Raw genomic sequence first — 23,598 nt, 5'->3', positions numbered from 1 at the left:
ATGTCCACCCTTTCTAATTTTTCAACATCTGTAAAATCTGTTTGTATACAGGATTCCTTTCTTTACCTTCTTCTAATAAATCCGCTGGAAAGTAAAGTTTATGGTCCGTCCGTCTCTTTCCAGATACCGCATCAACAATATCGGACGATCGGGAGATTTCTCTTAATTCGGCATTAGGCATTTTTAAAAAGATAGGCAGCCGTTCATTTTCCTCCCCTGGTCTATAAAAGTCATACGGCAAGTCCGACGACGAATCAACGACAAGGTAATATTCCGGCTCGATGCCAGCTTCCTTAAATAATTTTTCAAGCTCATGTAACTTTCTATATTCAGCGGCAGGGTTAAATTCAACGTATTGAAATAGTTTTCGATTTAAAAACCGATAACTTAAATCTCTTAAAATCCAATCCGACTCTTTTGTCCACATTTGGAAATACGTTGTAATGACACCTTCGTCTAGTGCAATATAATCTTCTAAATCAATGTCTTTATTAAAAAACGTGAGAAAATGAACAGGTTCTTGTCCAAATCTATAGCCCGATTCAAATAAATGCTTGGCTCGATGTAAGATTTTCGTCAATATGACTTCTGCGCTACGGGATACTGGATGAAAATAAACTTGCCAGTACATTTGATAGCGACTCATAATATAATCTTCGACTGCATGCATGCCACTGGATTTGACAACAGCTTGGTCTTCCGATGGTCGCATGACCCGTAAAATACGTTCCATATCAAAATGACCGTAAGAAACGCCTGTATAATAAGCATCGCGTTGTAAATAATCCATCCGGTCTGCATCAATCTGGCTCGAAATTAGGCTAACGACTAATTTGTCAGGATACGTTTTCCCAATGACATCTGCAACTTTCTGTGGAAACTTTTCTGAAACGCGTCGAAGTACTTGATTCACTTCCGTGTCCCCGAGAAGGATTTTCTGCGTAAACAGTTCGTGGTCTAGATTGAATACATTTTCAAATGCATGTGAGTAAGGGCCATGGCCTAGATCGTGAAGCAATGCTGCACAAAGCGTGACAAGCCTCTCTTCCTCGTCCCATTCAGGCCTTCCACTAAAACCATCATCAATAATTCTCCGCACGATTTCATATACACCGAGCGAGTGTTGAAAACGACTATGCTCAGCACCGTGGAAAACGAGATACGTAGTGCCCAGTTGCTTAATGCGTCGCAGCCTTTGAAATTCACGTGTGCCAATAATATCCCAAATCACTCTATCTCGTACATGGATATAGCGGTGTACGGGATCTTTAAAAACTTTTTCTTCTTTTAGCTTTTCATTTTTATAGCCCATTTCACACCTCCGTAAACTGCTTCTATCTATTGTACTCAAAAAATGTGTATCTCGAAAGCCACAGAGCAAAGAAATTCTAGAAAAAGAGTAAACAATGAGTTTAACGAATGAATAAAATAATGATTGACTGTACACACTGTCAATAGAAAGAGATTATCATGGCTAGGAGGCAAGACAATGGTAAAAATTAGACAGGATGCTTGGTTGGAAGAAAATGATATTTTATTAGCAGAGACAGTGCTCAGGCACGTTCGTGAAGGTAGTACTCAATTAAGTGCGTTTGAAGAAGTTGGTGATGCACTTAATCGTACAGCGGCCGCTTGTGGATTTAGATGGAACGCCGTCGTTCGCAGAGAGTATGAAGAAGAACTTGAAGAAGCGAAAAAAGAGCGTAAACAAGCGATGCGTATGCTCGGAAATGATTTTAAGAGACGCGGACAACAACTGTATACACCTACACAAGGAAGTCACGAAGAAAACAAGATTGCAATTCCTTTATCGGCACTATCCTTAGATACAGTGATTGCTTATCTCGTTCGACTCCATCATAGCGGAGGTGGCGACGTTGAATCGCTTCGTTGGAGACAAACAGCAAAGGCAGCCACTGAAACTATCGAAAAACTAGAAAAAGAAATTGCTAATTTAAAAGAAGAGAATGCTACACTACGTTCCGATTACGAACAATTTGTCCAGATTATGAATCGTGCTCGTCGTCTCGTCACATTAGACGATGATGTTCGCAGCGCACCAACATTTACAATGGAGCAAAACGGGAACTTAGTCGCAAAAGAACCGCCGATTCATTAAGTATCGGCGGTTTTTTCTTGTTTTAATCTTTAAAAGCTCATCTAAGCGGCGCATTTTACTTTTGAAGACATCTAGTAAAAAGCACCAGCTCCTCGGGTCATAAGTCAATCCAACTATGCGGCCAAGTGCGCCGCGTCGTCGGATTGGCTTACGCCTGTCGGAGCTAAGCGGTGCTTTTTACTTTTGCAATAACATTTTCTGGTTGCGTTCGAAAACCCGATGTAAGTAAAATGAGTATAGTTCCATTTCATCAGGTTGTAGGCCACTAAACGTTACGCCGTCCGCAAATTTATTTAATAAATTTTGCGTACGGATGACGACGTCGCTTACCGTTAATGAAATACCTAACAATTCCTCCAAAGAAGCCATTACTTCAGGGCGGATGTCTGGATACACGAACTTTGTCGTTTCTCCCTGTAAACCTATCTTATACAAATCTCGAATTAAAGTTGCTCGTTCTGCACCGCTTCCCTCGACACACAGATACACTTGCACAGCGATTCCATGGCGAAGTCTTCGCTGTGAAATGCCTGCAAATTTTCGACCATCAATACTTAAATCATAAGATCCCGGACAATAAGAGCCTATAATTTCATAAGCTTTGATGCGCTCCCCTGCTTCTGGAAATAAAAGTCGGACAAACGCTAACATCACTTCATACCCCGTCGGAATGTCAATTGCCGTATCTTTTTCCGAAAGTATAATAGAAATGTTTAAAATGCCCCGGTCAAGTACAACTGCTAATCCACCAGAATTTCTTACGATAGATTGGTAGCCAACTTTTTCCAACTGACGCATAGCTTCCGAAATATACGGCAGCCGATGATCTTGAATGCCGAGAACGATTGTCTCATCATGGACCCAAGTACGTACAGTTGGCGCGCTCATTTGTTGGCCAACAAGATGACAAAGCGCGTCATCTGCAGCAAATGATTCGAGTGCTGAGCGACTGCGTGCACTCATAGATTCGTCTACGAATCGCCACTCGGGGATTCGTAATAATGATTCATACGCTGACATAAACATAATCTCCTGTTTTATAAACTTTGAGCAGCAGTCATTAAACTTAATTTATATACATCATCTGCTGAACAGCCGCGTGACAAGTCATTTACAGGCATGTTCAACCCTTGTAAGATTGGCCCAATTGCTTCGTATCCACCGAGACGTTCTGTTAATTTATAGCCAATATTTCCTGCTTCAAGCGATGGAAACACAAATACGTTGGCATCTCCTTGAATTTCTGACTCAGGTGCTTTCGTTTTCGCAACCTCGGGAACGTAAGCTGCGTCGAATTGAAACTCGCCGTCAAGTGTCAGCTCAGGCGCTAACTCTTTTGCGATTTTCACTGCGTCAGCCACTTTTGTTGTTTCTTCTGTCACTGCTGAACCTTTTGTAGAAAACGACAACATTGCAACACGAGGATCAATGCCAAAAGATTGAGCTGTTTTTGCACTTTCAATTGCAATTTCAGCAAGTTCTTGGGATGTTGGTGCTACTGTAATTGCACAATCAGCAAATACAAGCTTTTCTTCGCCTTTCATCATAATAAACGCACCACTTGTCTTCGATACGCCAGGTTTCGTACGAATAATTTGCAATGCAGGGCGAACTGTATCTGCTGTTGAATGGATTGCGCCACTGACCAAACCATCTGCACGCCCTGTGTAGACAAGCATCGTACCAAAGTAATTGACATTTTTCAGAAGTTCACGTGCTTGCTCAACCGTATTTCTTCCTGCACGGCGCTCCACAAAACTTTCTACTAGCTCATCAAAATATGTAACCTTCAAAGGATTAATTATCTCAATATCTTTTAAGTCAATAGATGCCTCAACTGCAGCATCTCTAACATCCTCTTCATTTCCAAGAAGAATTGGTTTTACAATTCCCTCTTCTGCTAGACGAACCGCAGCGTGTAGAACTCTTGCATCCGTTCCTTCTGGCAATACAATTGTTTTATCGTGTCCTTGTAAATTTGCTTTCACTTTATTGAATAAATCCATCCTAAATCCCTACCTTCCGGTTATTCCATACTTCTAGCATACACCAATCCGATGGCCGGTAAAAGAAACATACTTCATGTCAAATTAGTGACAACGACGCATCTTAAAGGTCTTTATATTCGGAATATGCTACACTGTTTCGTGATGAAATAAATCTTGAAAAGGAGCGTCTTACAAATGAATGAAGCAGCTATCACACTAGATGGTTGGTATGCATTGCATGACCTTCGTACAATGGATTGGACATCTTGGAAAATGATTTCCAAAGAAGAGCGTCAAACGATTATTGAGGAGTTCCATCAGTACCTCGATAAACTTCAACATGCCCATGATGAAAATAATGGTAGCCATGCCTTTTATACAGTGGTCGGGCAAAAAGCCGATTTTATGCTTATGATTCTACGTCCGACAATGGATGAATTACAAGAACTTGAAACGGAGTTTAACAAACTTGCGATTGCAGATTTTACTATTCCTGCCTACTCATACGTTTCTGTTGTAGAATTATCGAACTACTTAGCTGGCGAATCTGATGAAGACCCGTATCAAAACCCTTACGTTCGCGGACGTTTATATCCAGAACTACCACGCAGTCAATATATTTGTTTCTACCCAATGGATAAAAAACGCGACGGCGAGGACAACTGGTACTTGCTCAATATGGAGAAACGAAAAAAGTTAATGTATGACCACGGAATGATTGGCCGTAGTTATGCTGGAAAAATCCGTCAAATTATAACAGGGTCTGTTGGATTCGACGATTACGAATGGGGCGTCACATTATTCTCAGACGACGTACTTCAGTTCAAGAAAATTATTTATGAAATGCGTTTTGACGAAGTAAGTGCCCGCTATGCTGAATTTGGATCATTCTTTGTTGGTACACGATTAGATAATGAAAAAGTAGCTAAGTTCTTAGAAGTTTAATAATGATTTTTATAAAAGCAGGCAGGAAGAAATTTTCCTGCCTGCTTTTGGTTTTTCTCAGCTGGTCATCTTAAAGAAAGAATCAATTCCTTGTCATGAAACTTAAATTACACTCAGACATCGATGTACTACGCTCCCCAGTTTAAAACACTATCGGATATTTTTTATGATAAACATCTAACTCAGTCATTCTAAAATATCGTTTTGATTCATACAATACCATGAAGTCTGAAATGATATTGACGATCCATAATCATAGCCCTCCTTTTCCATTTGTCTATCAAAATCACAGTTCATTTCGGACATTTTTTAAAAGGATTTCGCATACAGTCCTCTTGAGGAGGTTTTTCTTTGGCAGTGATTGCGTACAATCAGGCAGAAATCGAGCTGCTTGCCCGATTAATGCGTGCTGAAGCGGAGGGGGATGGAGCTGAAGGCATGCTCATGGTTGGCAATGTAGGTGTCAATCGGGTACTTGGAGATTGCTTAGACTTTAGAGACATCCGTACATTGGAACAAATGGTCTTCCAACGACCGGGGGGATTTGAAGCAACGACGAAAGGTTACTTTTACCAACGAGCGCGTCCAGAAGACATCCTCCTTGCTCGTCGTGCTATAGCTGGAGAACGTTTCTCTCCTGCTAGCCGTGCATTATGGTTTTTCATGCCTACAGGTGCTTGTCCTGCCCAGTGGTACGGTCAGTGGAATACAGGCCGTTATAAGTCACATTGTTTTTTCGCGCCTCTCGTGAGTGTATGTCCTACGGTTTAATAGTTCTTCAAGTGCCTTCTCCGTCTTTACGAAGCGAATGGCATTATAAAAAACGTAATTGATAAGTGAAAGGATGAAAACATGGTCCAATATTACTGGAATCCAAATTTCCAACAACCTAATTTTTTCAATCAAAATCCACAACAAATGGTGCCACCGCCTGTCACAATACCAACCGGTAGGCCAACTGGATTGCCACAAGGTGAACAATCTTACATTGAAAACATTTTACGGCTAAACATCGGAAAGCCAGGCACTTTTCATTTCTCTTTCGCACACACACTTGAACAAACGTTGAACGTAAGAAATGTTGATGGTGTAGTGAAGGCAGCCGGGCGGGATCACGTCATCATTACAGAGACGTCTAGTGGGCACGATTTCCTTTTCCCGATGATTTACTTTGATTACGCTGAATTCTATGAAGAGATGGAATATTTCCCACAAACAATTGGAGAAAGAGAAATTTAAGTAGCCTCGTATAAACAAAAAGTACCCCTAATCGTTAACGATAACGATTGAGGGGTACTTTTTAGCGTGTAAGGTATGTAATTGCCGCTTTTAAGCGTTTTGCAGTTATATTTTACCCTTTTACCGCAGCAATAATTAACAAAATCCAACCGGCAATAAATAACACACCGCCAATTGGGGTAATGGCACCAAGCACGCCAACTCCTGACAAACTTAACGCATATAAACTTCCCGAGAAGATAATAATGCCCGCAAGCAGTAAATAACCTGCCCAATTTAGTTGTGGACTTGCTCCCCAAATAGAACTACTCGCTAAAATCCCAATCGCTAATAATCCAAGCGCATGAAACATTTGATATTGTACTGCCGTTTCCCAAATCTCCAAATATCTCTCTGACAATTTGTCCTTTAATCCGTGCGCACCGAATGCCCCGAGCATAACAGCAATGGCTGCATTGACCGCACCAGCGACAATAAAAAATGGCATCATAAAACCTACTTTCATATCATTGCTTTTATTTTCCCACTAAAAATCGAACAGTGAACTTCCATTTGCACCGTCTTCTTCAAGCGGCGCAGCCTCAAGCGAATTTAATGATTGCACTGGCTGCGCTTGTGGCGTTGCAATTTGGTTTGTGGCCATTTCATCATGAATTTCGTTTTTTCCGCCAAGTGCCACTTCAGTTAATGAACGAATTGCAGCAAGTGCTTCACGCATATCATTCGGATTATCTGCATGTTTTGCTTTCATTAATTGACGTTCCATCTCCTCGAATACACGATTATAGGAAATCATTTTTTTACATTCCCTTTCTTTCGCCTAAATTTTAAACAGTTCATTCCAGACGATCTTTTCACAACATTCGATGGCAATTCTCGCGTTTTAAAACCATACGCTTTACAACCGCGAGGATTTTGACGATCCCATGTGACGAAAAAAGATTCACATTGAAAACAATTGACCATCTTCTAACACCTCGTTTTCTCACACTCTACCACGACTCGTTCGAGAATTACAGAACATCACTTGTCTGACACCAGTTAATCGGCTTCTCACCCCAAGCTGTTAGCAGCTGATTTGTTTTTGAATACGGTTGACTCCCAAAAAATCCCCTGTGTGCACTTAAAGGGCTCGGATGAACCGACTCCACAACGGCATGTTTAGATAGGTTGATTAATTTCTTCTTCTCCCCAGCCGGTCTCCCCCATAAAATAAAAACTACTGGCTTTTCTCTTGCTGATAAATGTCGAATTACTGCGTCCGTAAACTGTTCCCATCCTTGTCTTCGGTGAGAATGCGCCTCTCCTTTACGAACGGTCAAGACTGTGTTTAACATCAGCACACCTTGTTTCGCCCAACCAGTTAGCGTTCCTGTTGTCGGTAATTCACACTTCATATCTGAAGCCAATTCTTTAAACATATTGCGTAAACTTGGCGGAATCCGAACGTCTGCGTTAACGGAAAAACTCAATCCGTGCGCTTGCCCTGGACCATGGTAGGGATCTTGTCCGAGTATGACAACTTTCACTTGATTAAAAGGCGTTAATTTAAAAGCAGTCCATATGTTGTCCATCGGTGGATACACAGTTTTTTCAGCATACTCTTTCTTTAAAAACTGTCTTAACAATTGATAATAAGGCTGTTCAAATTCAGCTTGAAGTAACGCGTCCCAATCATTGTTAAATATATTCCTTTGCACGTTGTATCACTCCTTAAATTGGATTGTCACATCGTACCCTGCCAAAGAAAACATTTCCTTTAGCGTCTTCTCAGCATTCCGTTCGGCCATTTGAAGCACACCTTGTCCAGTCGTTTCTTCTATAATTAGCCGCTTCGCTTCCTCGGCAAGTTCATAAGCTTCTTTAATATTGGCCTTCTCTCTAAATAACCCTTCATAAGAAAAAACCTCAACTTCATCAAAATAAATCTCCGCCCCACCTAAAAACTTAGCTCGTGGCAAGGTTAACGTTGCCGTTTTCTCTTTTTCATCAATAACAATATCCTTTTTGCTTAACTGACCTAAATGAACACCTGCTTTAACTGAACCAGGTATGACGACGAGCAATTGGCGTTTCGTGCCCGGCAAATTCAGCCCGATACTTTGACCAAAGACCGCATTATCCTGTCTTTCAATAATCACTTTCGTATAAGCCTCGGCAGTGGCCAGCTCATTTAAATTTTGAACCCTTTCCAGAAAGGCTCCTTTTTCTTCCGTAAAAGTACTGCCATTCTTTATAAAATAAAACGCTGCAATTGGCAACGTAATGACCATTAACAAAACGAGTACAGCAACAAGAAGAGCAGACTTTTTCCATGATGATAAAAAAAGCTTGCCGACACGCCAAAAGTTTGAAGGACGTTTCGGACGTTCCTTAGTTTCTTCCACAGTGACAGCTGTTTCTTCTTCGCTTGCTTTCAACTCTTTTAATAAACGTTCAATCTCGTCAATTTTTTCTTTATCTCGCATAATTCGACCTCCCTTACAGATAAAACAACTCTTTCCTATTTCTACAGTATAGCAAATTGATAGTTCCAACAACAAGAGAGTCATGATAAGATTGGGTTTAGGAGGGATGTCCGGCTATGAATATGCAAATGCGAGAAAAACTTAGAAACCTAACAACTGCTGCGAAAAATAGCGAACAAATCCCTGAACCCTCCAAAAAGTTCGGGATGTTCATTTTCTATCTATCTGCTGCCATTGGTGTCCTCGCAATTTTCGTCTTTGCGATCGCTTTATTCATTTACGGTCATCCAATCGGTGCATTTATCACCATTGCGATTGCACTATCTGTTACATATATGTTATACAAAATCCAATCTGCGGATGAACTCCCTTTAGATTGAATTGACCTACTATTCCATCTATACAGAACATGTTTTTCTAACTTATGATATCTTAGAAGTAGGTTGTATGATAAATTGAAGCCAAATTAAACAAAGGAGTTTTCTTCATGACATTAAAGAAAATCTTAACAATTGCTGGTTCAGACACATCAGGCGGCGCAGGCATTCAAGCTGACCTGAAAACTTTCCAAGAACATGGCACGTACGGCATGACTGCGTTAACAGTTGTTGTTACGATGGATCCGGCAACTTGGAGCCACAGTGTTTATTCACTTCCGATAGACGTCTTAAAATCTCAAATTAAAACAGCTGTTTCAACTGGCATCGACGCGATTAAAACAGGCATGTTGAGCACTGAAGAAGTAATTGCAACGGCGGGTAATGCCATCCGAGAATCAGAACTTTCAACGGTCGTGATTGACCCAGTGATGGTTTGTAAAGGGGAAGATGAAGTCCTCAATCCAGGAACGGTTGATGCGATGATCGAGCACCTCTTACCTCGTGCACTTGTTGTAACCCCTAATTTATTCGAAGCGGGTCAACTGGCAGGTACAGGAACGCCGAAATCTTTGGATGAAATGAAAGAAGCTGCGAAGAAAATTCACGCACATGGTGCCAAAAATGTATTCATTAAAGGCGGCAAAGGGTTAAAATCTGATACTGCTGCTGATTTATTATATGATGGACAGGCTTTCACGCTATATGAAGCAGAAAAAAGCGAAAACCATTATAACCACGGCGCAGGCTGCACAGTTGCAGCTGCAATTACAGCAAACCTTGCAAATGGCCTTGATGTCAAAGATGCTGTCGGCGAAGCCAAGAAATTCGTCACAGCAGCGATTGCCAACGGTTGGCAACTGAATGATTTCGTTGGCCCCGTCTACCACGGCGCAAAAAATAAATTCGGTGCCCCTGAAGTTACGTTGACTGAAGTTTAATGTAAAGCGTCTAGAACGGTTGGAGAAATCTTCAACCGTTTTTTTGCATATACTAATTCATCCATTCAAGCAGACGAATCGCAAAACCAAGCCCACATGGATATACTAAAGTATAATTGCTATTCTATTAGGAGGATTTTGCATGGACATTGTAAAAACGGAACATGTACAGGAAGTTATTTCATCCTTTGCAAATAAAGACGTATACATCCATTTGGAAACGACAAATGGTTCATACGCTAGTCATTTTAAAGAAGGATTTTTAAACGCAGGCGCGTTTATTCGTAACGTTGTCGTCAATTTTGAACTTGGTAAAATTGTGGGCGAATCCCCTCACCGTGTTGGCTTAAAGCTGCCGTCGGGTTGGGTGTATGCACAAGGCATTACACACTACCAAGTTGACGACTTAGGACGACTCTTATTAGCAGGTCTTGACGCGGATGGGAAACTTTCTGTTGCCTTGCACATTAGTGAAACACCTTTTACATATTAAGGAGGAAAAGACATGATTGAAAAAGAACGCCACGTGCTCATCATCCTGCCTCACCCAGACGATGAAGCGTTCGGCATTTCCGGTTCTATTGCAGCCTATCGTAAAATGGGTGTTCCTGTGACGTATGCATGTCTCACATTAGGAGAGATGGGCCGTAATCTAGGAAATCCACAGTTTGCCACCCGCGAAACGTTACCGGAAATTCGTAAAACCGAGCTACTCAAAGCTTGTGAAGCAATGGGACTAGACGACTTACGTATGATGGGACTTCGCGATAAAACACTTGAATTCGAAGATGACGAAGACATGGTTAAACTTGTTGAATCGTTAATTGAGGAGACAAACCCTTCCCTTGTCATTTCATTTTATCCCGGATTCTCTGTTCATCCAGATCACGAAGCAACTGCTCGCGCTGTCGTTCGTGCGATTCGACGAATGAAAGAAGAAGAAAGACCAAAGCTTTATGCGGTCGCCTTCGCAAATAATACGAAAGAAATTCTTGGCACGCCAGACATCATTCATGACGTAGAAGAAACGGTGGACCAGAAATTAGCCGCATTAAAAGCCCACATTTCTCAAACCGTTTGGATGATGAAAGAAACTGAAGCGAAACTTGCACAAAACGATCCTGAAATGATTAAATGGTTACGTTATGAGCGTTTCTATTCCTATAAATGGCATGCAGACTTTGAATAACTAACCGAAATGACTTATACGTTAGACCGTCCTATCGACTGTTTTTTTACAATCGATAGGACTTTTTTATTTTATCGTATGACATAAATACCCGTCATGAACCCGTATAGCCTGGCATATAACTATTATTATAGTCAGAACAGAGGAGCTTTCTATTCATTCATTATTCATCTTGGATATTATTCATTCATTTTCTCACTGTAAATTTGATTGAAAGATGTAAATCCTTGTTTACAAAGACATTAAAATAAGTTAATATGTATAAATATACATCCAGTTCATCATTTAGGAGAGAGAAAAATTGAAAAAACATAGTCTATCAACTTGGTTATCGTTTATCATCCCCTCTTTAATCGGGGTTATCTTATTTATGGTTCCTTTAAAGCTCACAGGCGATTGGAAAGTACCTATTGCAACGCTAGCAGACATCTTATCCAGTTTTGTCGCTCCAATCATGCCATGGACAGCAACAATTGCGTTAATCATTGCTGCGATTGGTTCTATCCTGTTTTTATTTATCAATACAGATGGAAAAGAGACAAATTTCTGGGTGAACTTATTCAACGTTTCCCTGTTTTGGGTAATTACACGTGTTATTGGCGCCATTTTCGCTATACTGGTTGTCCTTCAAATTGGACCAGAAGCAATTTGGAATGAAAATACAGGAGGTCTCCTACTTAGCGAAGACGGTCTTGTTACATTCCTCTTTACGATCTTCTTATTTGCAGGTTTATTATTACCACTTCTATTAAACTTTGGATTACTTGAGTTTTTTGGAACGATGATGGTAAAAGTCATGCGTCCGCTGTTCAAACTGCCAGGTCGTTCTGCGATCGACGCGTTAACTTCTTGGATTGGCGACGGAACAATTGGGGTTTTATTAACAAGTAAACAATATGAAGAAGGTCATTACACGAAAAAAGAAGCCGCTATTATTGGAACAACATTTTCAGTAGTTTCTATCACATTTTCTATTGTAATTATTGAAGAAGTAGGGCTCGGATCCTATTTCCTACCTTTCTACGGAACAGTCATTTTTACCGGGCTAATTCTAGCATTCATCATGCCAAGAATTTACCCACTTGGAAATAAAGAAGATGAATACATCGATGGACGCCCTTTTACTGGCGATGAAGAAAAGCTTCCTGAAGGGTATAGTTCAATTTCACACGGATTAGAAAATGCTTTGACGAAAGCAGAAGCAAACCGTTCATTCACTCGAACGGTTTCAGAAGGATTTAAAAACGTACTTGATATGTGGCTAGGGGTTATTCCAGTCGTTATGGCTTTTGGTACCATCGCACTTGTGTTAGCTGAATATACTTCCGTATTTACGTTTTTAGGTAAACCTTTTGAGCCGATTCTTGCGGTGTTGAATATTCCACAAGCTGCAGATGCAGCACAACTGATGGTTGTTGGATTTACGGATATGTTCCTCCCTGCGATTTTGGCAAATGGACTGATTACGTCTGAATTAACACTATTCGTTGTCGCAACTATTTCAGTTACCCAATTAATATTCATGGCTGAAGTCGGTGGACTCCTATTAGGCTCTAAAATCCCGGTGAATTTCCTTGATTTAGTGATCATTTTCCTATTACGTACACTAATCGCTTTACCGATTGTTGCCGGTATTGCCCATTTATTATTCTAAATTCAATTGACTCGACCTTATTTTTATACGGTCGAGTTTTTTGTTTTTAATTAAGGTATAAATCATTAAGTACTAACGAATAATCTAATATGACAATTAATTAAAACAAGTACTCAAAAATCCTAATACTGCCTTCACGACACACATTATTCACAGTTTACTAAAATAACACACGCGAATATTCTTATTGTGTGCACAATGAGATAATTTGATGTATACTATGTATAGATTCGTTAAGCGATGGAATAGATGAATCACGAAAGTAAACATATTAATAAATCTCACGTAACCCGAGTACTAGCAATCACCATGATTGTTACTACGATATTATATATAATCATTCGCTCACTACTCCCCCTTATGATGTAAATGACGCGAATAAAAAAGACTGAATCACTAGGATTCAGTCTTTTTATTAATTTAAAGCAAAATCTTACCGCATTGCGTTGAGTGTCGGTGCGTTTATTTGCCCAATTTTACTTTTAATTTTTCTAACATATCGACCGTCATCTTATCGAGGTCATATTTTGCTTTAAATCCCCATTCTTCAATAGCTGCCGATGGGTCGATGGCGTCTGGCCAACTATCTGCAATCGCTTGGCGAACTGGATCGACTTCATAAGCGATTTCAAAAGTCGGAATTTCTTTCTGAATAGCAGCTGCAATTTGGCTCGGTTCGAAACTCATTGCTGTAACGTTAAATGCGTTTCGATGCTTCAGTTTAGCAGGATCTGCTTCCAATAAATCGACGATTGCTTGTAAAGCATCTGGCATATACATCATATCCATGTAGGTACCTTCCGCAATATAAGAAGTATACTTTCCTTCTTCAAGCGCTTTATAATAAATATCTACAGCATAATCTGTCGTTCCGCCACCTGGTTTCGCAACATTTGAAATCAGCCCTGGGAAACGAACCCCACGCGTATCCAAACCAAATCTTTCGTAGTAATAATCACAGAGTAACTCACCAGATACTTTATTCACGCCGTACATTGTCGTTGGACGCTGTAAGGTATCTTGAGGTGTATTCTTTTTCGGCGTAGATGGACCAAATGCGCCAATTGAGCTAGGCGTGAAAAATTGTAAATTTAATTCGCGGGAGACTTCTAAAGCATTCAAGAGTCCACCCATATTTAAATTCCACGCAAATACTGGGTTTTTCTCGGCGGTCGCAGATAATAGTGCCGCCATATGCATCATTGTATCAGCACCGAAGTCCTGCGCTATTTTATGCATGCCCTTCGCATCCGTTACGTCTAAAATTTCAAAAGGACCTGATTCCGTTACATTTGATGCTACATGTCGAATATCCGTCGCTAAAACATTGTCAGCACCGTATTCAGAACGCAATTTCATTATTAACTCCGAACCAATTTGCCCAAGTGCACCTGTCACCATTATTTTCTTCATTGTACGACTCCTCACTTCACGGTCATTTGTCTATTTGGAGAGAACATTACTTTTTCAAGATTAACATAATCCTTCATTAACAACCTTCACTTATTATAAAATGTTCGTTCTAAAAACACAATTAGAACTTCCTCACCAAATTAATATCTATAATTGTCTATGAATCAATGTGATAATCCCTTTCCTACGATGCCGAAGTGGGTTACTTTTAATATTATTATCGTCCTCTATCTTATCTATACGGCTGGATGATCTGCCCCTATTATCTATAGAACAAAATTAGGTATCCACACCGATTGATTTAAAAAACAACGCGCAACAAACGACCTTTGGATATGCTTATGCTCTCGGTCACGGAAATGACCAGGATATTGACATTGCATTATAAAATTATGTATGTATTTGCCGATATTCGTGCGATTGTGTTGAGTACTTTAGCATGGGCGTTGCATTCTTCTCTGATAACGTTGAGTACTTTCCCATATGTGTTAATTACGGTAGTAACAGCCATCAAACTTTACCAACAAAAAAGCAGATGGAGAGAATCAATCATTCTCCATCTGCTTTATTTAAAGAGCAAATTGAATCGCCCTTTTTTATTTACTTAAGGATCCCTAGTTCTTTCCCTACTTTTTCATAAATCGCTAATGCTTCATCTAGCATTTCTTTCGTATGCGCAGCAGTTGGCATATTTCGTACGCGCCCAGTTCCTCTTGGGACGGTTGGGAATACGATTGCCTTTGCATAAACGCCTTCTTCCATGAGACGTTTTGAGAATTTCTGTGCCAACTTTTCTTCACCAATGATACATGGTGTAATTGGTGTTTCTGATTGACCAATATCAAAGCCTAGTTTTTTCAGACCTGCTTTTAAGTAGTCGCCGTTTTCCCAAAGTTTGTCATGGAGTTCTGTAGAATCCATAATCTTTTGGAGCGCACCTTGCGTAGCTGCAACGTCCGCTGGTGTTACTGCCGTTGAGAATAGGAATGGACGAGAACGTACTTTCAACCAGTCAATTAGGTTTTGTTTACCAGCTACATAGCCGCCAACAACCCCAACTGCTTTTGAAAGTGTCCCCATTTGCATATCGATTTCTTTTTCAAGCCCAAAATGCTTTACAGTTCCCTTTCCTTTCCCCATAACCCCCGAACCGTGTGCATCGTCTACATAGGTGATAAGGTCAAATTCTTTTGCAATTTCTACGATTTCTGGTAGGTTTGCGACGTTTCCATCCATTGAAAACACGCCATCTGTAATGTACATTACTTTTCCATACTCGCCAGATTCAGTTGCTTCTTTCGCTTTTGCACGTAAATCATCCATATCTTGATGCTTCACACGGATAATTTTTGCACCGGATAGCCGGCAACCGTCGATGATTGATGCGTGATTAAGTTCATCAGAAAGAATTGCATCTTGTTTATTCATCACCGCAGAAATGGCAGCCATATTACAGTTAAAACCTGATTGGTAAGAAATTGCCGCTTCCGTTCCTTTAAATTCTGCAATTTTCTTTTCAAGTTCAACGTGAATATCAAGCGTTCCGTTAATTGTTCGAACCGCGCCAGCGCCGACGCCGTATTTATCTGTTGCTTCTTTTGCGAGCACTTTCAAATCTTCGTCCGTTGCAAGACCTAAATAGTTATTTGAAGATAAGTTAATTAACTCTTTTCCACCAATTTTAATCGTTGGACCATTTGGACCTTCAACTGGATCGATTTCATTGTAAAGGCCTGCATTACGCAGTTCTTCTAAATTTTCATTTAAAAATTTATCTAGAATTTTTGACAAGGTAATCTTCCTTTCAAGCAATATGAGACTTCATTTTAACATATTGCCCATGTACCTGTCAGTTTATGTCATCGATCAGTCGTTTTGACTTTTCTTGAAAAACAATATCGTTAATCGCTGTATCCATTGCAGCCCTTGCTTGCTTTTCCGCTCGCGCATAAGCTTGCATATAACCGTTTGCATCGAGTATTTTTTCTCGATACTTTTTACTAATAAATTCAACCGCCTCTTCTGCTTCCTCGCTTTCCTCACACATCGATAGCAAGTCCAGAATTTCATCGCCATCTCGTTCCGGATCATATTCATGCGGTTTCGTCGCATCAAATATACAAACAGATAACTCCGGAATCTGAACCAGATCGACGCCTTCTGGATCCAACCCACACCAACCGTATAATACGTCAAACCCTCTACGTTCTGCTTCTTGCCCTATCGCCTTCATAATTGTTGACTTTCCTGTACCCGGTAGACCTTTAATGAGCATCCGTCGCTGGATGCGATTGGTAATAGACGGTATAAAATCGCAAGCCCCTGCAGAAGTTAGGGAACCAATTAACCGATGAGATACAGCTGATTGCTTATTTAACGTGATTGTACTAAATAACTCTTCTTTCAAATTTTCGATTAATGCTTCGTGCACACTCCACATCATACGCCCAATATTAACCGCTTCCCATTCGTCATGGATCACCTTAGCGTCTGCTAACGCATGTAAAGCTTTTTTTAAGGATGCTTCCGCTTCTCCAAGACTATTAACAATGGTTTCATTTTGATTACGCAGTTTATTTTCATCATAGATATCGTAAAAACTAATCACGCGATGACGTCCCCCGATATCTGAAGGTTCAAGTGCAATCGGATGGGATGCTTGAATAAAGAACAGATCTAGTCCTTTTATAAAGATTGCATCTGTTTTATCAGTTTGTATTGGACTTACAAATTTATCCACATCAAAACCACGTTTAATATAATACATCGCCGTATCGTTTAATAGCGCGGACAGCGCTGTCGTCGGCGGGCACTTCAAAAACACCGTTTCCGTCGCGGAAGCTATTAAATTATCATATTTATGCGCAATTCCTAGCCCTGTATAAGCTGTGCCCATATACTTCGTTATCGTTCCATACATACCGCTCACCCTCTCTATGTCATACAAATAACATATGCGAGCAGTGTTTAAAAAAACACAATTTCAATGATGAACCATAAAACCGGAAAATTTTGATGAATCATTACCTAGCAGTATAAGGACAAGCTATTCTTAAGAAGGGAGATTTATATCATTACCTGGATTGCGCTTGAATTAACCGGAGGAGCTTTGGGTTTTACTATACAACAAATGGAGAAATGTCAGGAACTTGAGAAACGGATCAAAAAAATCAGAAGAAAAAATTCAATAAAAAAACGGGAAATCATCGACGTAAATGACTTCCCGCAGTAGTTAATCAAGATAACTCACTTTTGTTACCACAAAATCTCTTCTTCCGTTTGTCCTGTAATTTTTAACAATAAAGCTTTTGCTTGAGGCAATGTATAATGAACGAATTGACCAATTAAAAACGCAATGATTACCGTTCCAACCCCAACTGGTCCGCCTAGAAGCCAACCGATTGCAGCAACAGCAACTTCAATGATTGTTCGAATTCTTTTAATACTGCCACCAAACTTCTCAACGAAAACGAGCATTAGGGAGTCTCGGGGACCTGCACCAATATTTGGTGACATATAAGCGCCGGCACCATAACCCATTACCACCACACCTACTACAAAGAGAATCGTTTGTGCAATCAGTGATTCATAATCCGGAATTAACCAATTAAAGACATCAATAAAGATTCCGAGCAGAAGCATGTTTAACCACGTGCCAATTTTAGGCCATTCTCTTAAAAAGATCGCAGTACCGCCTATGATTGCGAGTCCTGTTAAAATACTCCAGGTCCCGATAGTTAACCCAAAATTTTTATATAAACCAACGTGGAACACATCCCAAGGACCAATTCCCAGTTTATACCCTTTAATCGTCATCGAAATTCCAAGGGCGACGATAATTAATCCGCCGAGATAAAAAATCCATCTCCACATTTCTGTTTTCCGCATAGTAATCCTTCTTTCTAGTATGCCTTTCATTGATGCAAACTCAAATTTAAAAGCCATTCACACAATCAAGTGAACGACTTTTCCATTACTCCATTCTATCATGCTTTTAAGAATCATGCCGTTTGATATAGCTAGAATTTCATTTTCTTTAATTAGTTTCAAATCGTATTGATTATCCCCATCAAGAGCACCAATCTACTCGAAAAGTTCACAACGCAAAAAACCGCGCTGTGTTTTACGAGCAATTCGTAAACAGCGCGGTTTAAACTCAATGATTGCGATCACTATTATTTACAGACATCAAAAACTTTCGCTTGAGTCATGGCTACTAGATCGGTTGGACAGAGAGTCATTTGCAATCCCGGTTTACCAGCACTCACTACAATTTTATTCAGCGAAGTAGCGGACTCATCAATAATTGTTGGAAAGTCTCGCTTCATGCCTACAGGTGAGCAACCTCCTCTAATATAGCCCGTTTCTTTTGTTAAATCTTTTAACGGTAGCATATCCAGTTTTTTCACTCCAGCTGCCTTTGCCGCTTTTTTCAAATCAAGTTCTAATGCAACTGGAATTAAAAATACATACAAACTTTTGTCTGCAGCCTTCGTAACGAGTGTTTTATAAACGGTTTCCACCGCTTGCCCAGTTTTTTCCGCAACGGAAACACCATCAATTAAATCATCACTAATGTCATATGCAATTAACGTAAAGTCAATCCCTTCTCGTTCAAGAATTCGAACAGCATTCGTTTTAACCGTTTTATTAGATTTCCCCATATATTTCCCCTTCCTTTCAATAGCGAAAAGGACTACCAACTAAAACAATGGTAGCCCTCCCTATGCATCAAGCAATTTTAAAGAAACTTGGTTTTTCTATCTGAAAGCCATTCATTTTCATTTGCACTTGATAAGAATAGGATTCAATGGCACGTTCGTATTTCTTTTCTAGCTCAAATAATTCCCGTTCAATTGCCGTAGGGAATTCCATCGCAGATTGGACGACAGCCGTTTCTTTCTCATTTTGGACCGCTGAATTAATTTCGGTTTGCGCTTTCTGATGCAAGCCTATTTGTGCTTCTGCATGTCGAATTTGCGAAGATGCTTTCACCGCTAATTGATAATCCGCCGTTGTAGGTTCAGGAACAGATAACGCTTCTGAACGAACATCTCGCCAAAGCGCGATTGTTTCCTCCAACGTTTTACCGATTGGCAAATGAACTTGCTTCACTTGTCCAGCACCGAGTTCTGACTTTCTAGCCGGCTTCTCAGTAAGAAATTGCTGAACTTCCATTTGCTTTTGCCCGCTATACTTTTCAAAGCTTTGATAAGCCGTTTCCGCATTTCGTTTCCTCAACTGTATATGAAGTGGTGATTCATTAAAAACCACTTGCCCTAATCCAATCCGCATGGAACTCCCCTCCAATCTACCTATACTTTATCAAATAATCATCTTGTCGATAATCCATCTAAAGATTTATTTTTCAAATAACTTTTTTAGCGCATCCGCCATCGCTGTATTTTCGGGCTCTTCTTGTTTCTTCATATATTTTTGAACATCTCGCTTATTTGCACGCTTGCCACCAGAGGCTTTTCGGCGTTTTTCAAATGCAGATAGTCGCTCACGATGCCCACACGAACAAACAAAGATTTGCCCTTCTCCTTCTCCGCGTAGCTCCAGACGTTTTTTACATTGCGGACATCTCGCATTGGTTTGTCGCGAAATACTGCGTCGGTAACCACATTCTCTATCTTGACAAACATGCATTTTACCGCGCTTTCCGTTTACTTCTAACAATAGTTTTCCACAATCCGGACATGCGCGCCCTGTCACGTTATCATGCCTAAACTTTTGATCATCATTTTTTATTTCACTAACAGCATCTCTCGCAAATTGAATCATATCTTTCATGAAAACGGATTTTTTCATTTGACCATTCGCGATTTTCGTTAATTTTTGTTCCCATTCAGCCGTCAGTGCAGGTGACTTCAAGTCTTCGGGTACAAGTTTTAACAGTTGGCGACCTTTGGAAGTGGTATAGATATCATTGCCTTTTTTCTCAATGACAAATGTTTTAAACAGCCTTTCAATGACATCGGCACGTGTTGCAACTGTGCCAAGTCCGCCAGTTTCGCCAATCGTTTGAATTAACGCCTTCGACTCACCTTGCATAAATTGCGTTGGGTTTTCCATTGCCGCTAAAAGCGTTCCTTCGTTAAATCGAGCCGGGGGATTTGTCTTTCCTTCCGTCATCGTTACTGCTCGGACTTTTACTTCTTGCCCCTTTGTAAATGAAGGCAATGTTGAAGTATCTTCTTCATCAAAGTCATATACTTTTTTCCATCCTTCATCTGTTACAGTACGACCTCTCGCCTTAAACGTTTCACTACCAACAGCAAGGTCAACTGTTACTTGGTCATAACGAAACGGACCAAGAAAGACAGCAAGAAATCGGTTGACAATTAACTCATATAAACGTTGTTCTTTATCAGATAAATTTTGTAAAATCGGTGTTTCCTCAGTCGGAATAATTGCATGGTGATCCGACACACGCTTATCATCAATCACACCTTTTTGCGGTCTTGGCGTTCCTTTACGAAGGATCATATTCGTCGCTTTTCTAAACAGCGCAATATCGACTGCTTTAATACGGTCAATTAACGTATCCCTCATATCGGATGATAAGTGCTTTGAATCAGTACGCGGATACGTCACAACTTTATGTCGTTCATATAGATTTTGAAGTGTTGATAATGTTTCCTTTGCCGACCATGACCAACGGCGATGGGCTTCTTGTTGAAGTGCCGTTAAATCAAATAGTTGTGGAGCAGGTTGTGACTTCGGTGCTGTTTTCACTTCTGTTACTTCCCCGTTGTGAATCGCATCCAATTTCGTCAGTTTATTCTCAATGAAAGTTTTGTCAAAAGAGCGCGTTTGACCTGATGAATCCGCCCATGTAAATGTTGCGCCTTCGGTAATCGCTTGTAAACCGTAATAAGCTTTCGGTTTAAATTCATTAATTTGCTGTTCACGTTCTGCAATCATTGCAAGTGTCGGTGTTTGCACACGTCCTGTTGATAATTGTGCATTATATTTCACCGTAAGCGCGCGTGTCGCATTAATCCCAACAACCCAGTCCGCTTCTGCACGGGCAACCGCTGCTTCATATAGATGTTCATATTGACGACCTGGCTTTAAACTTTTGAATCCATCTTTAATCGCTTTATCTGTCACGGATGAAATCCATAAACGTTTCACAGGCTTACGACTTTTCGCTTGTTCTAAAATCCAGCGGGCGACTAGTTCCCCTTCCCGTCCGGCGTCCGTTGCGATAATAATTTCATTTACATCATTTCTACGCAACTGCGCTTTTACCGCATTTAATTGTTTTGTCGTTTGACGGATTGGCACAATTTTAAATGGGTCCGGCACAATTGGTAAATGCTCCAGTTTCCATTCTTTATATTGTTTCCCGTACCCTTCCGGATCTGCATGTGTCACAAGATGCCCAAGTGCCCATGTGACAATATATTTTGTTCCTTCAATAAATCCATTACCATTTTTATGACAACCGAGCACACGCGCAATATCCCGTGCCACGGATGGTTTTTCAGCTAATACAAGTGATTTTGACATCTAAATGTCCCCTTTCCTCATGACGCTATTATAAAGGAAAAAACTAATCATTGCATAAGTAAGTGGCTTCTTATATCACATGGCATCGGAACGCCTTACATTCAATTCCCCTTAGTAGGAAGTTTAATGTGAAGTATAAACCAATACTCACTCAATTCGGCATCCATTGTTCCGCCCATCTTTTCAACTAACTTTTTAGATAAATACAGGCCTAATCCACTCGTTTCGGTGTTCGTTCTACTCGTCACTTCTGTATAGAAACGCATAAAAACCTTTTCCGCTTCCACTTGACTATCCGGTTTTATATCGTTTTTCGCTGTGAGAAGTATGTAATTCCCTTCTTGCTCATAACAAATCAATGCTTTGCTTTTCGCATAACGCAAAATGTTTTGGACAACATTTTGTACGACCCGTGCTAACAAGAATTCGTCAGCAATCACTTGACGGTCTCCCGGTTGCTCAGGAAATTGAAGTTCAATATGCTGTTCTGCAATTTGTTCATAGTAAGATAAAAAGATTTCTTCTACTAAATTCGGAAGAGAAACGGAAGATAACTTCATCTCTTTTTCATTCGCTTCGATGCGCGCTAAATCATAGAAGTAATCCGTCATTACGATTAAACGTTCCACTGAGTGTTCAATGATTTGGATGTAATGCTTTCTTTTCGTCTCATCTGTCGTGTCATTTAAAAGTTGAACATAACCATTAATTGACGTGAGGGGCGTCCTTAAATCATGTGACAGCCCAGCGATTGATAATTTCACATTCTCTTCCATCTGTTTCGCTCGTAAATTTTTTTCCTCAAAAGCATCAATCATTTGATTTAATTCATCAACTAATTCCATTAATGCTTTCTCCCGAAAATCTAATGATAACCTTCCGCCATAACTTGAACGAATAGGTATTTCTTTCATTTTGCTCGTCAACTTCCGCAGTTCTCGTTTTAAAAAATAAATATAAAAAAGGAGCGCTAACGTTAGGAAACCAAATAGCCATCCCCACATCACGTTCACACTCCTTCCTTTAATCAAATTTGAAGCCTATGCCCCAGATTGTTTTAATATAGTTTGCACCTTGTACATTCATTTTACGTCGTAAATTACTAATATGCATATTGATGGTTTGGTCACTATCAAAAAACGGTTCATTCCAAACACTTTCATAAATATTCGCACGGCTGAATACTTTTTGAGGATTCTCTAGAAACAAGAGAAGAATCGCATATTCCCGCCCAGTTAGATGAATGATCTCATCATTTACTTTCACTTCTCTTGTATCCAAGTTTACCCGAATATCCTTATAGGATATCTCTTCAAGCTCACTATGGACTGCCTTCGCAGCATGGCGCAGCTGTATATTGATTCTTGCTATGAGTTCTTTAATATCAAATGGTTTTGTAACGTAATCATCTGCCCCATTCATCAAAAGTTCCAATTTAGACGCTTGATCATTTTTCGCGGAAATTACGATGACTGGAATCGCTGAGTGATTACGAATTTCGCGCAATAATTCTTCTCCGTCCATTCCCGGCAACATTAAATCTAACAAGATAATATCGACCTGATTTTGTTCGAATAATAATTGCCCTTCAGTTCCGGAGTATGCGCTGACTGTTTGAAAGCCTTGTATCGTTAACGCTTCTTTAATCAGCGAATGAATTGCGCCATCGTCTTCTATAATTAATATCGTTGACATATTTATCGACCTACTTTATCCCGCATTTACTGGCAGTTTGCCCTTCAAT

25 protein-coding genes are annotated in these 23,598 nt (G+C 40.1%); 9 read left to right on the top strand and 16 right to left on the bottom strand.

The window, feature by feature from the left end; all coding sequences use genetic code 11:
• Positions 1–13 precede the first annotated feature (13 nt).
• Positions 14–1,312 (bottom strand): HD domain-containing protein, encoded by a 1,299-nt coding sequence (locus AB1H92_RS01805; RefSeq protein WP_115359891.1) that lies wholly within the window; start codon positions 1,310–1,312, stop codon positions 14–16.
• A 177-nt stretch (positions 1,313–1,489) separates the two neighbouring features.
• On the opposite strand from AB1H92_RS01805, the gene AB1H92_RS01800 reads away from it, so the two are divergent.
• The gene (locus tag AB1H92_RS01800; protein WP_075529044.1) at positions 1,490–2,119 is read left to right on the top strand and encodes an RsfA family transcriptional regulator; all 630 of its coding nucleotides are present in this window, start codon (positions 1,490–1,492) and stop codon (positions 2,117–2,119) included.
• 177 nt (positions 2,120–2,296) lie between these two features.
• On the opposite strand, the gene AB1H92_RS01795 is transcribed toward AB1H92_RS01800, so the two are convergent.
• On the bottom strand, positions 2,297–3,139 hold the full coding sequence (locus AB1H92_RS01795) for a lipoate--protein ligase family protein (protein WP_115359890.1): 843 nt from the start codon (positions 3,137–3,139) through the stop codon (positions 2,297–2,299).
• Between the two features lie 17 nt (positions 3,140–3,156).
• Complete coding sequence (pta, locus tag AB1H92_RS01790; protein ID WP_115359889.1) at positions 3,157–4,125, bottom strand: phosphate acetyltransferase; 969 nt, start codon at positions 4,123–4,125, stop codon at positions 3,157–3,159.
• A gap of 177 nt (positions 4,126–4,302) precedes the next feature.
• Between pta and hemQ the strand changes: the two genes are divergently transcribed.
• The 3 genes from hemQ (at position 4,303) to AB1H92_RS01775 (ending at position 6,291) form a co-directional block, all read left to right on the top strand.
• Positions 4,303–5,052 carry a hydrogen peroxide-dependent heme synthase gene (gene hemQ, locus AB1H92_RS01785; protein ID WP_115359888.1) on the top strand — a complete coding sequence of 250 codons (750 nt, stop codon included), beginning with the start codon at positions 4,303–4,305 and terminating at the stop codon, positions 5,050–5,052.
• A 351-nt stretch (positions 5,053–5,403) separates the two neighbouring features.
• Positions 5,404–5,823: a cell wall hydrolase gene (locus AB1H92_RS01780; RefSeq protein WP_115359887.1), complete on the top strand. Its 420-nt coding sequence runs from the start codon at positions 5,404–5,406 to the stop codon at positions 5,821–5,823.
• A gap of 81 nt (positions 5,824–5,904) precedes the next feature.
• Positions 5,905–6,291, top strand: coding sequence for a spore coat protein GerQ (locus AB1H92_RS01775; RefSeq protein WP_075529049.1), 387 nt, complete (start codon positions 5,905–5,907; stop codon positions 6,289–6,291).
• 112 nt (positions 6,292–6,403) lie between these two features.
• Here AB1H92_RS01775 and AB1H92_RS01770 read toward each other — a convergent pair whose 3' ends face one another.
• The 4 genes from AB1H92_RS01770 to AB1H92_RS01755 all read right to left on the bottom strand — a co-directional run bounded on the left by AB1H92_RS01770 (position 6,404) and on the right by AB1H92_RS01755 (position 8,759).
• Positions 6,404–6,778, bottom strand: coding sequence for a DUF423 domain-containing protein (locus tag AB1H92_RS01770; RefSeq protein WP_115359886.1), 375 nt, complete (start codon positions 6,776–6,778; stop codon positions 6,404–6,406).
• 39 nt (positions 6,779–6,817) lie between these two features.
• The gene (locus tag AB1H92_RS01765; protein ID WP_115359885.1) at positions 6,818–7,087 is read right to left on the bottom strand and encodes a YwdI family protein; all 270 of its coding nucleotides are present in this window, start codon (positions 7,085–7,087) and stop codon (positions 6,818–6,820) included.
• 217 nt (positions 7,088–7,304) lie between these two features.
• Positions 7,305–7,991, bottom strand: a complete 687-nt coding sequence (locus AB1H92_RS01760; protein WP_115359883.1) for a uracil-DNA glycosylase — start codon at positions 7,989–7,991, stop codon at positions 7,305–7,307.
• A gap of 6 nt (positions 7,992–7,997) precedes the next feature.
• Entirely contained in the window at positions 7,998–8,759 is a 762-nt protein-coding gene (locus AB1H92_RS01755; RefSeq protein ID WP_115359882.1) for a DUF4230 domain-containing protein, read from the bottom strand.
• A gap of 116 nt (positions 8,760–8,875) precedes the next feature.
• Between AB1H92_RS01755 and AB1H92_RS01750 the strand changes: the two genes are divergently transcribed.
• The 5 genes from AB1H92_RS01750 (at position 8,876) to AB1H92_RS01730 (ending at position 12,920) form a co-directional block, all read left to right on the top strand.
• The gene (locus AB1H92_RS01750; RefSeq protein WP_115359881.1) at positions 8,876–9,139 is read left to right on the top strand and encodes a hypothetical protein; all 264 of its coding nucleotides are present in this window, start codon (positions 8,876–8,878) and stop codon (positions 9,137–9,139) included.
• 107 nt (positions 9,140–9,246) lie between these two features.
• Positions 9,247–10,077, top strand: coding sequence for a bifunctional hydroxymethylpyrimidine kinase/phosphomethylpyrimidine kinase (gene thiD, locus AB1H92_RS01745; RefSeq protein WP_115359880.1), 831 nt, complete (start codon positions 9,247–9,249; stop codon positions 10,075–10,077).
• 142 nt (positions 10,078–10,219) lie between these two features.
• Positions 10,220–10,570, top strand: coding sequence for a YojF family protein (locus AB1H92_RS01740; protein WP_075529056.1), 351 nt, complete (start codon positions 10,220–10,222; stop codon positions 10,568–10,570).
• A gap of 12 nt (positions 10,571–10,582) precedes the next feature.
• Complete coding sequence (gene bshB2, locus AB1H92_RS01735) at positions 10,583–11,266, top strand: bacillithiol biosynthesis deacetylase BshB2 (protein WP_115359879.1); 684 nt, start codon at positions 10,583–10,585, stop codon at positions 11,264–11,266.
• 301 nt (positions 11,267–11,567) lie between these two features.
• Complete coding sequence (locus AB1H92_RS01730; protein ID WP_115359878.1) at positions 11,568–12,920, top strand: YjiH family protein; 1,353 nt, start codon at positions 11,568–11,570, stop codon at positions 12,918–12,920.
• Positions 12,921–13,382: 462 nt separating this feature from the next.
• Here AB1H92_RS01730 and AB1H92_RS01725 read toward each other — a convergent pair whose 3' ends face one another.
• The 9 genes from AB1H92_RS01725 to AB1H92_RS01685 all read right to left on the bottom strand — a co-directional run bounded on the left by AB1H92_RS01725 (position 13,383) and on the right by AB1H92_RS01685 (position 23,549).
• On the bottom strand, positions 13,383–14,333 hold the full coding sequence (locus AB1H92_RS01725) for an L-threonine 3-dehydrogenase (protein ID WP_115359877.1): 951 nt from the start codon (positions 14,331–14,333) through the stop codon (positions 13,383–13,385).
• A 600-nt stretch (positions 14,334–14,933) separates the two neighbouring features.
• Positions 14,934–16,124: a glycine C-acetyltransferase gene (locus tag AB1H92_RS01720; RefSeq protein WP_115359876.1), complete on the bottom strand. Its 1,191-nt coding sequence runs from the start codon at positions 16,122–16,124 to the stop codon at positions 14,934–14,936.
• Between the two features lie 58 nt (positions 16,125–16,182).
• Positions 16,183–17,253: a hypothetical protein gene (locus AB1H92_RS01715; protein ID WP_115359875.1), complete on the bottom strand. Its 1,071-nt coding sequence runs from the start codon at positions 17,251–17,253 to the stop codon at positions 16,183–16,185.
• 335 nt (positions 17,254–17,588) lie between these two features.
• Positions 17,589–18,221: a YitT family protein gene (locus tag AB1H92_RS01710; RefSeq protein ID WP_115364001.1), complete on the bottom strand. Its 633-nt coding sequence runs from the start codon at positions 18,219–18,221 to the stop codon at positions 17,589–17,591.
• 287 nt (positions 18,222–18,508) lie between these two features.
• A complete protein-coding gene (gene ybaK / locus AB1H92_RS01705; protein WP_115359874.1) occupies positions 18,509–18,997 on the bottom strand; it encodes a Cys-tRNA(Pro) deacylase in 489 nt (162 codons plus the stop codon).
• A gap of 67 nt (positions 18,998–19,064) precedes the next feature.
• Positions 19,065–19,628: a hypothetical protein gene (locus AB1H92_RS01700; protein ID WP_115359873.1), complete on the bottom strand. Its 564-nt coding sequence runs from the start codon at positions 19,626–19,628 to the stop codon at positions 19,065–19,067.
• A 66-nt stretch (positions 19,629–19,694) separates the two neighbouring features.
• Positions 19,695–21,854 carry a DNA topoisomerase III gene (locus AB1H92_RS01695; protein ID WP_115359872.1) on the bottom strand — a complete coding sequence of 720 codons (2,160 nt, stop codon included), beginning with the start codon at positions 21,852–21,854 and terminating at the stop codon, positions 19,695–19,697.
• A gap of 101 nt (positions 21,855–21,955) precedes the next feature.
• Positions 21,956–22,858 carry a sensor histidine kinase KdpD gene (locus AB1H92_RS01690; protein WP_115359871.1) on the bottom strand — a complete coding sequence of 301 codons (903 nt, stop codon included), beginning with the start codon at positions 22,856–22,858 and terminating at the stop codon, positions 21,956–21,958.
• A 19-nt stretch (positions 22,859–22,877) separates the two neighbouring features.
• Positions 22,878–23,549: a response regulator transcription factor gene (locus tag AB1H92_RS01685; protein ID WP_115359870.1), complete on the bottom strand. Its 672-nt coding sequence runs from the start codon at positions 23,547–23,549 to the stop codon at positions 22,878–22,880.
• Between the last annotated feature and the right edge of the window lie 49 nt (positions 23,550–23,598).

The sequence above is a fragment of the Sporosarcina pasteurii genome, assembly GCF_041295575.1.
GTDB lineage: Bacteria > Bacillota > Bacilli > Bacillales_A > Planococcaceae > Sporosarcina > Sporosarcina pasteurii.
The sequence above is the reverse complement of the archived record's forward strand: the minus strand, read 5'-3'. Positions and strand labels throughout refer to the sequence as shown.

Bases quoted from the DNA above. Each gene is read 5' to 3' on its own strand.
- AB1H92_RS01770 (WP_115359886.1), bottom strand. From the start codon at position 6,778: ATGCCATTTTTTATTGTCGCTGGTGCGGTCAATGCAGCCATTGCTGTT.
- AB1H92_RS01700 (WP_115359873.1), bottom strand. From the start codon at position 19,628: ATGCGGATTGGATTAGGGCAAGTGGTTTTTAATGAATCACCACTTCAT.
- AB1H92_RS01755 (WP_115359882.1), bottom strand. From the start codon at position 8,759: ATGCGAGATAAAGAAAAAATTGACGAGATTGAACGTTTATTAAAAGAG.
- AB1H92_RS01740 (WP_075529056.1), top strand. From the start codon at position 10,220: ATGGACATTGTAAAAACGGAACATGTACAGGAAGTTATTTCATCCTTT.
- AB1H92_RS01765 (WP_115359885.1), bottom strand. From the start codon at position 7,087: ATGATTTCCTATAATCGTGTATTCGAGGAGATGGAACGTCAATTAATG.
- AB1H92_RS01710 (WP_115364001.1), bottom strand. From the start codon at position 18,221: ATGCGGAAAACAGAAATGTGGAGATGGATTTTTTATCTCGGCGGATTA.
- bshB2 (WP_115359879.1), top strand. From the start codon at position 10,583: ATGATTGAAAAAGAACGCCACGTGCTCATCATCCTGCCTCACCCAGAC.
- AB1H92_RS01725 (WP_115359877.1), bottom strand. From the start codon at position 14,333: ATGAAGAAAATAATGGTGACAGGTGCACTTGGGCAAATTGGTTCGGAG.
- AB1H92_RS01690 (WP_115359871.1), bottom strand. From the start codon at position 22,858: ATGTGGGGATGGCTATTTGGTTTCCTAACGTTAGCGCTCCTTTTTTAT.
- AB1H92_RS01750 (WP_115359881.1), top strand. From the start codon at position 8,876: ATGAATATGCAAATGCGAGAAAAACTTAGAAACCTAACAACTGCTGCG.
- AB1H92_RS01715 (WP_115359875.1), bottom strand. From the start codon at position 17,253: ATGTATGGAACGATAACGAAGTATATGGGCACAGCTTATACAGGGCTA.
- AB1H92_RS01805 (WP_115359891.1), bottom strand. From the start codon at position 1,312: ATGGGCTATAAAAATGAAAAGCTAAAAGAAGAAAAAGTTTTTAAAGAT.
- pta (WP_115359889.1), bottom strand. From the start codon at position 4,125: ATGGATTTATTCAATAAAGTGAAAGCAAATTTACAAGGACACGATAAA.
- AB1H92_RS01795 (WP_115359890.1), bottom strand. From the start codon at position 3,139: ATGTCAGCGTATGAATCATTATTACGAATCCCCGAGTGGCGATTCGTA.
- ybaK (WP_115359874.1), bottom strand. From the start codon at position 18,997: ATGGGGAAATCTAATAAAACGGTTAAAACGAATGCTGTTCGAATTCTT.
- AB1H92_RS01685 (WP_115359870.1), bottom strand. From the start codon at position 23,549: ATGTCAACGATATTAATTATAGAAGACGATGGCGCAATTCATTCGCTG.
- AB1H92_RS01775 (WP_075529049.1), top strand. From the start codon at position 5,905: ATGGTCCAATATTACTGGAATCCAAATTTCCAACAACCTAATTTTTTC.
- hemQ (WP_115359888.1), top strand. From the start codon at position 4,303: ATGAATGAAGCAGCTATCACACTAGATGGTTGGTATGCATTGCATGAC.
- AB1H92_RS01800 (WP_075529044.1), top strand. From the start codon at position 1,490: ATGGTAAAAATTAGACAGGATGCTTGGTTGGAAGAAAATGATATTTTA.
- AB1H92_RS01695 (WP_115359872.1), bottom strand. From the start codon at position 21,854: ATGTCAAAATCACTTGTATTAGCTGAAAAACCATCCGTGGCACGGGAT.
- thiD (WP_115359880.1), top strand. From the start codon at position 9,247: ATGACATTAAAGAAAATCTTAACAATTGCTGGTTCAGACACATCAGGC.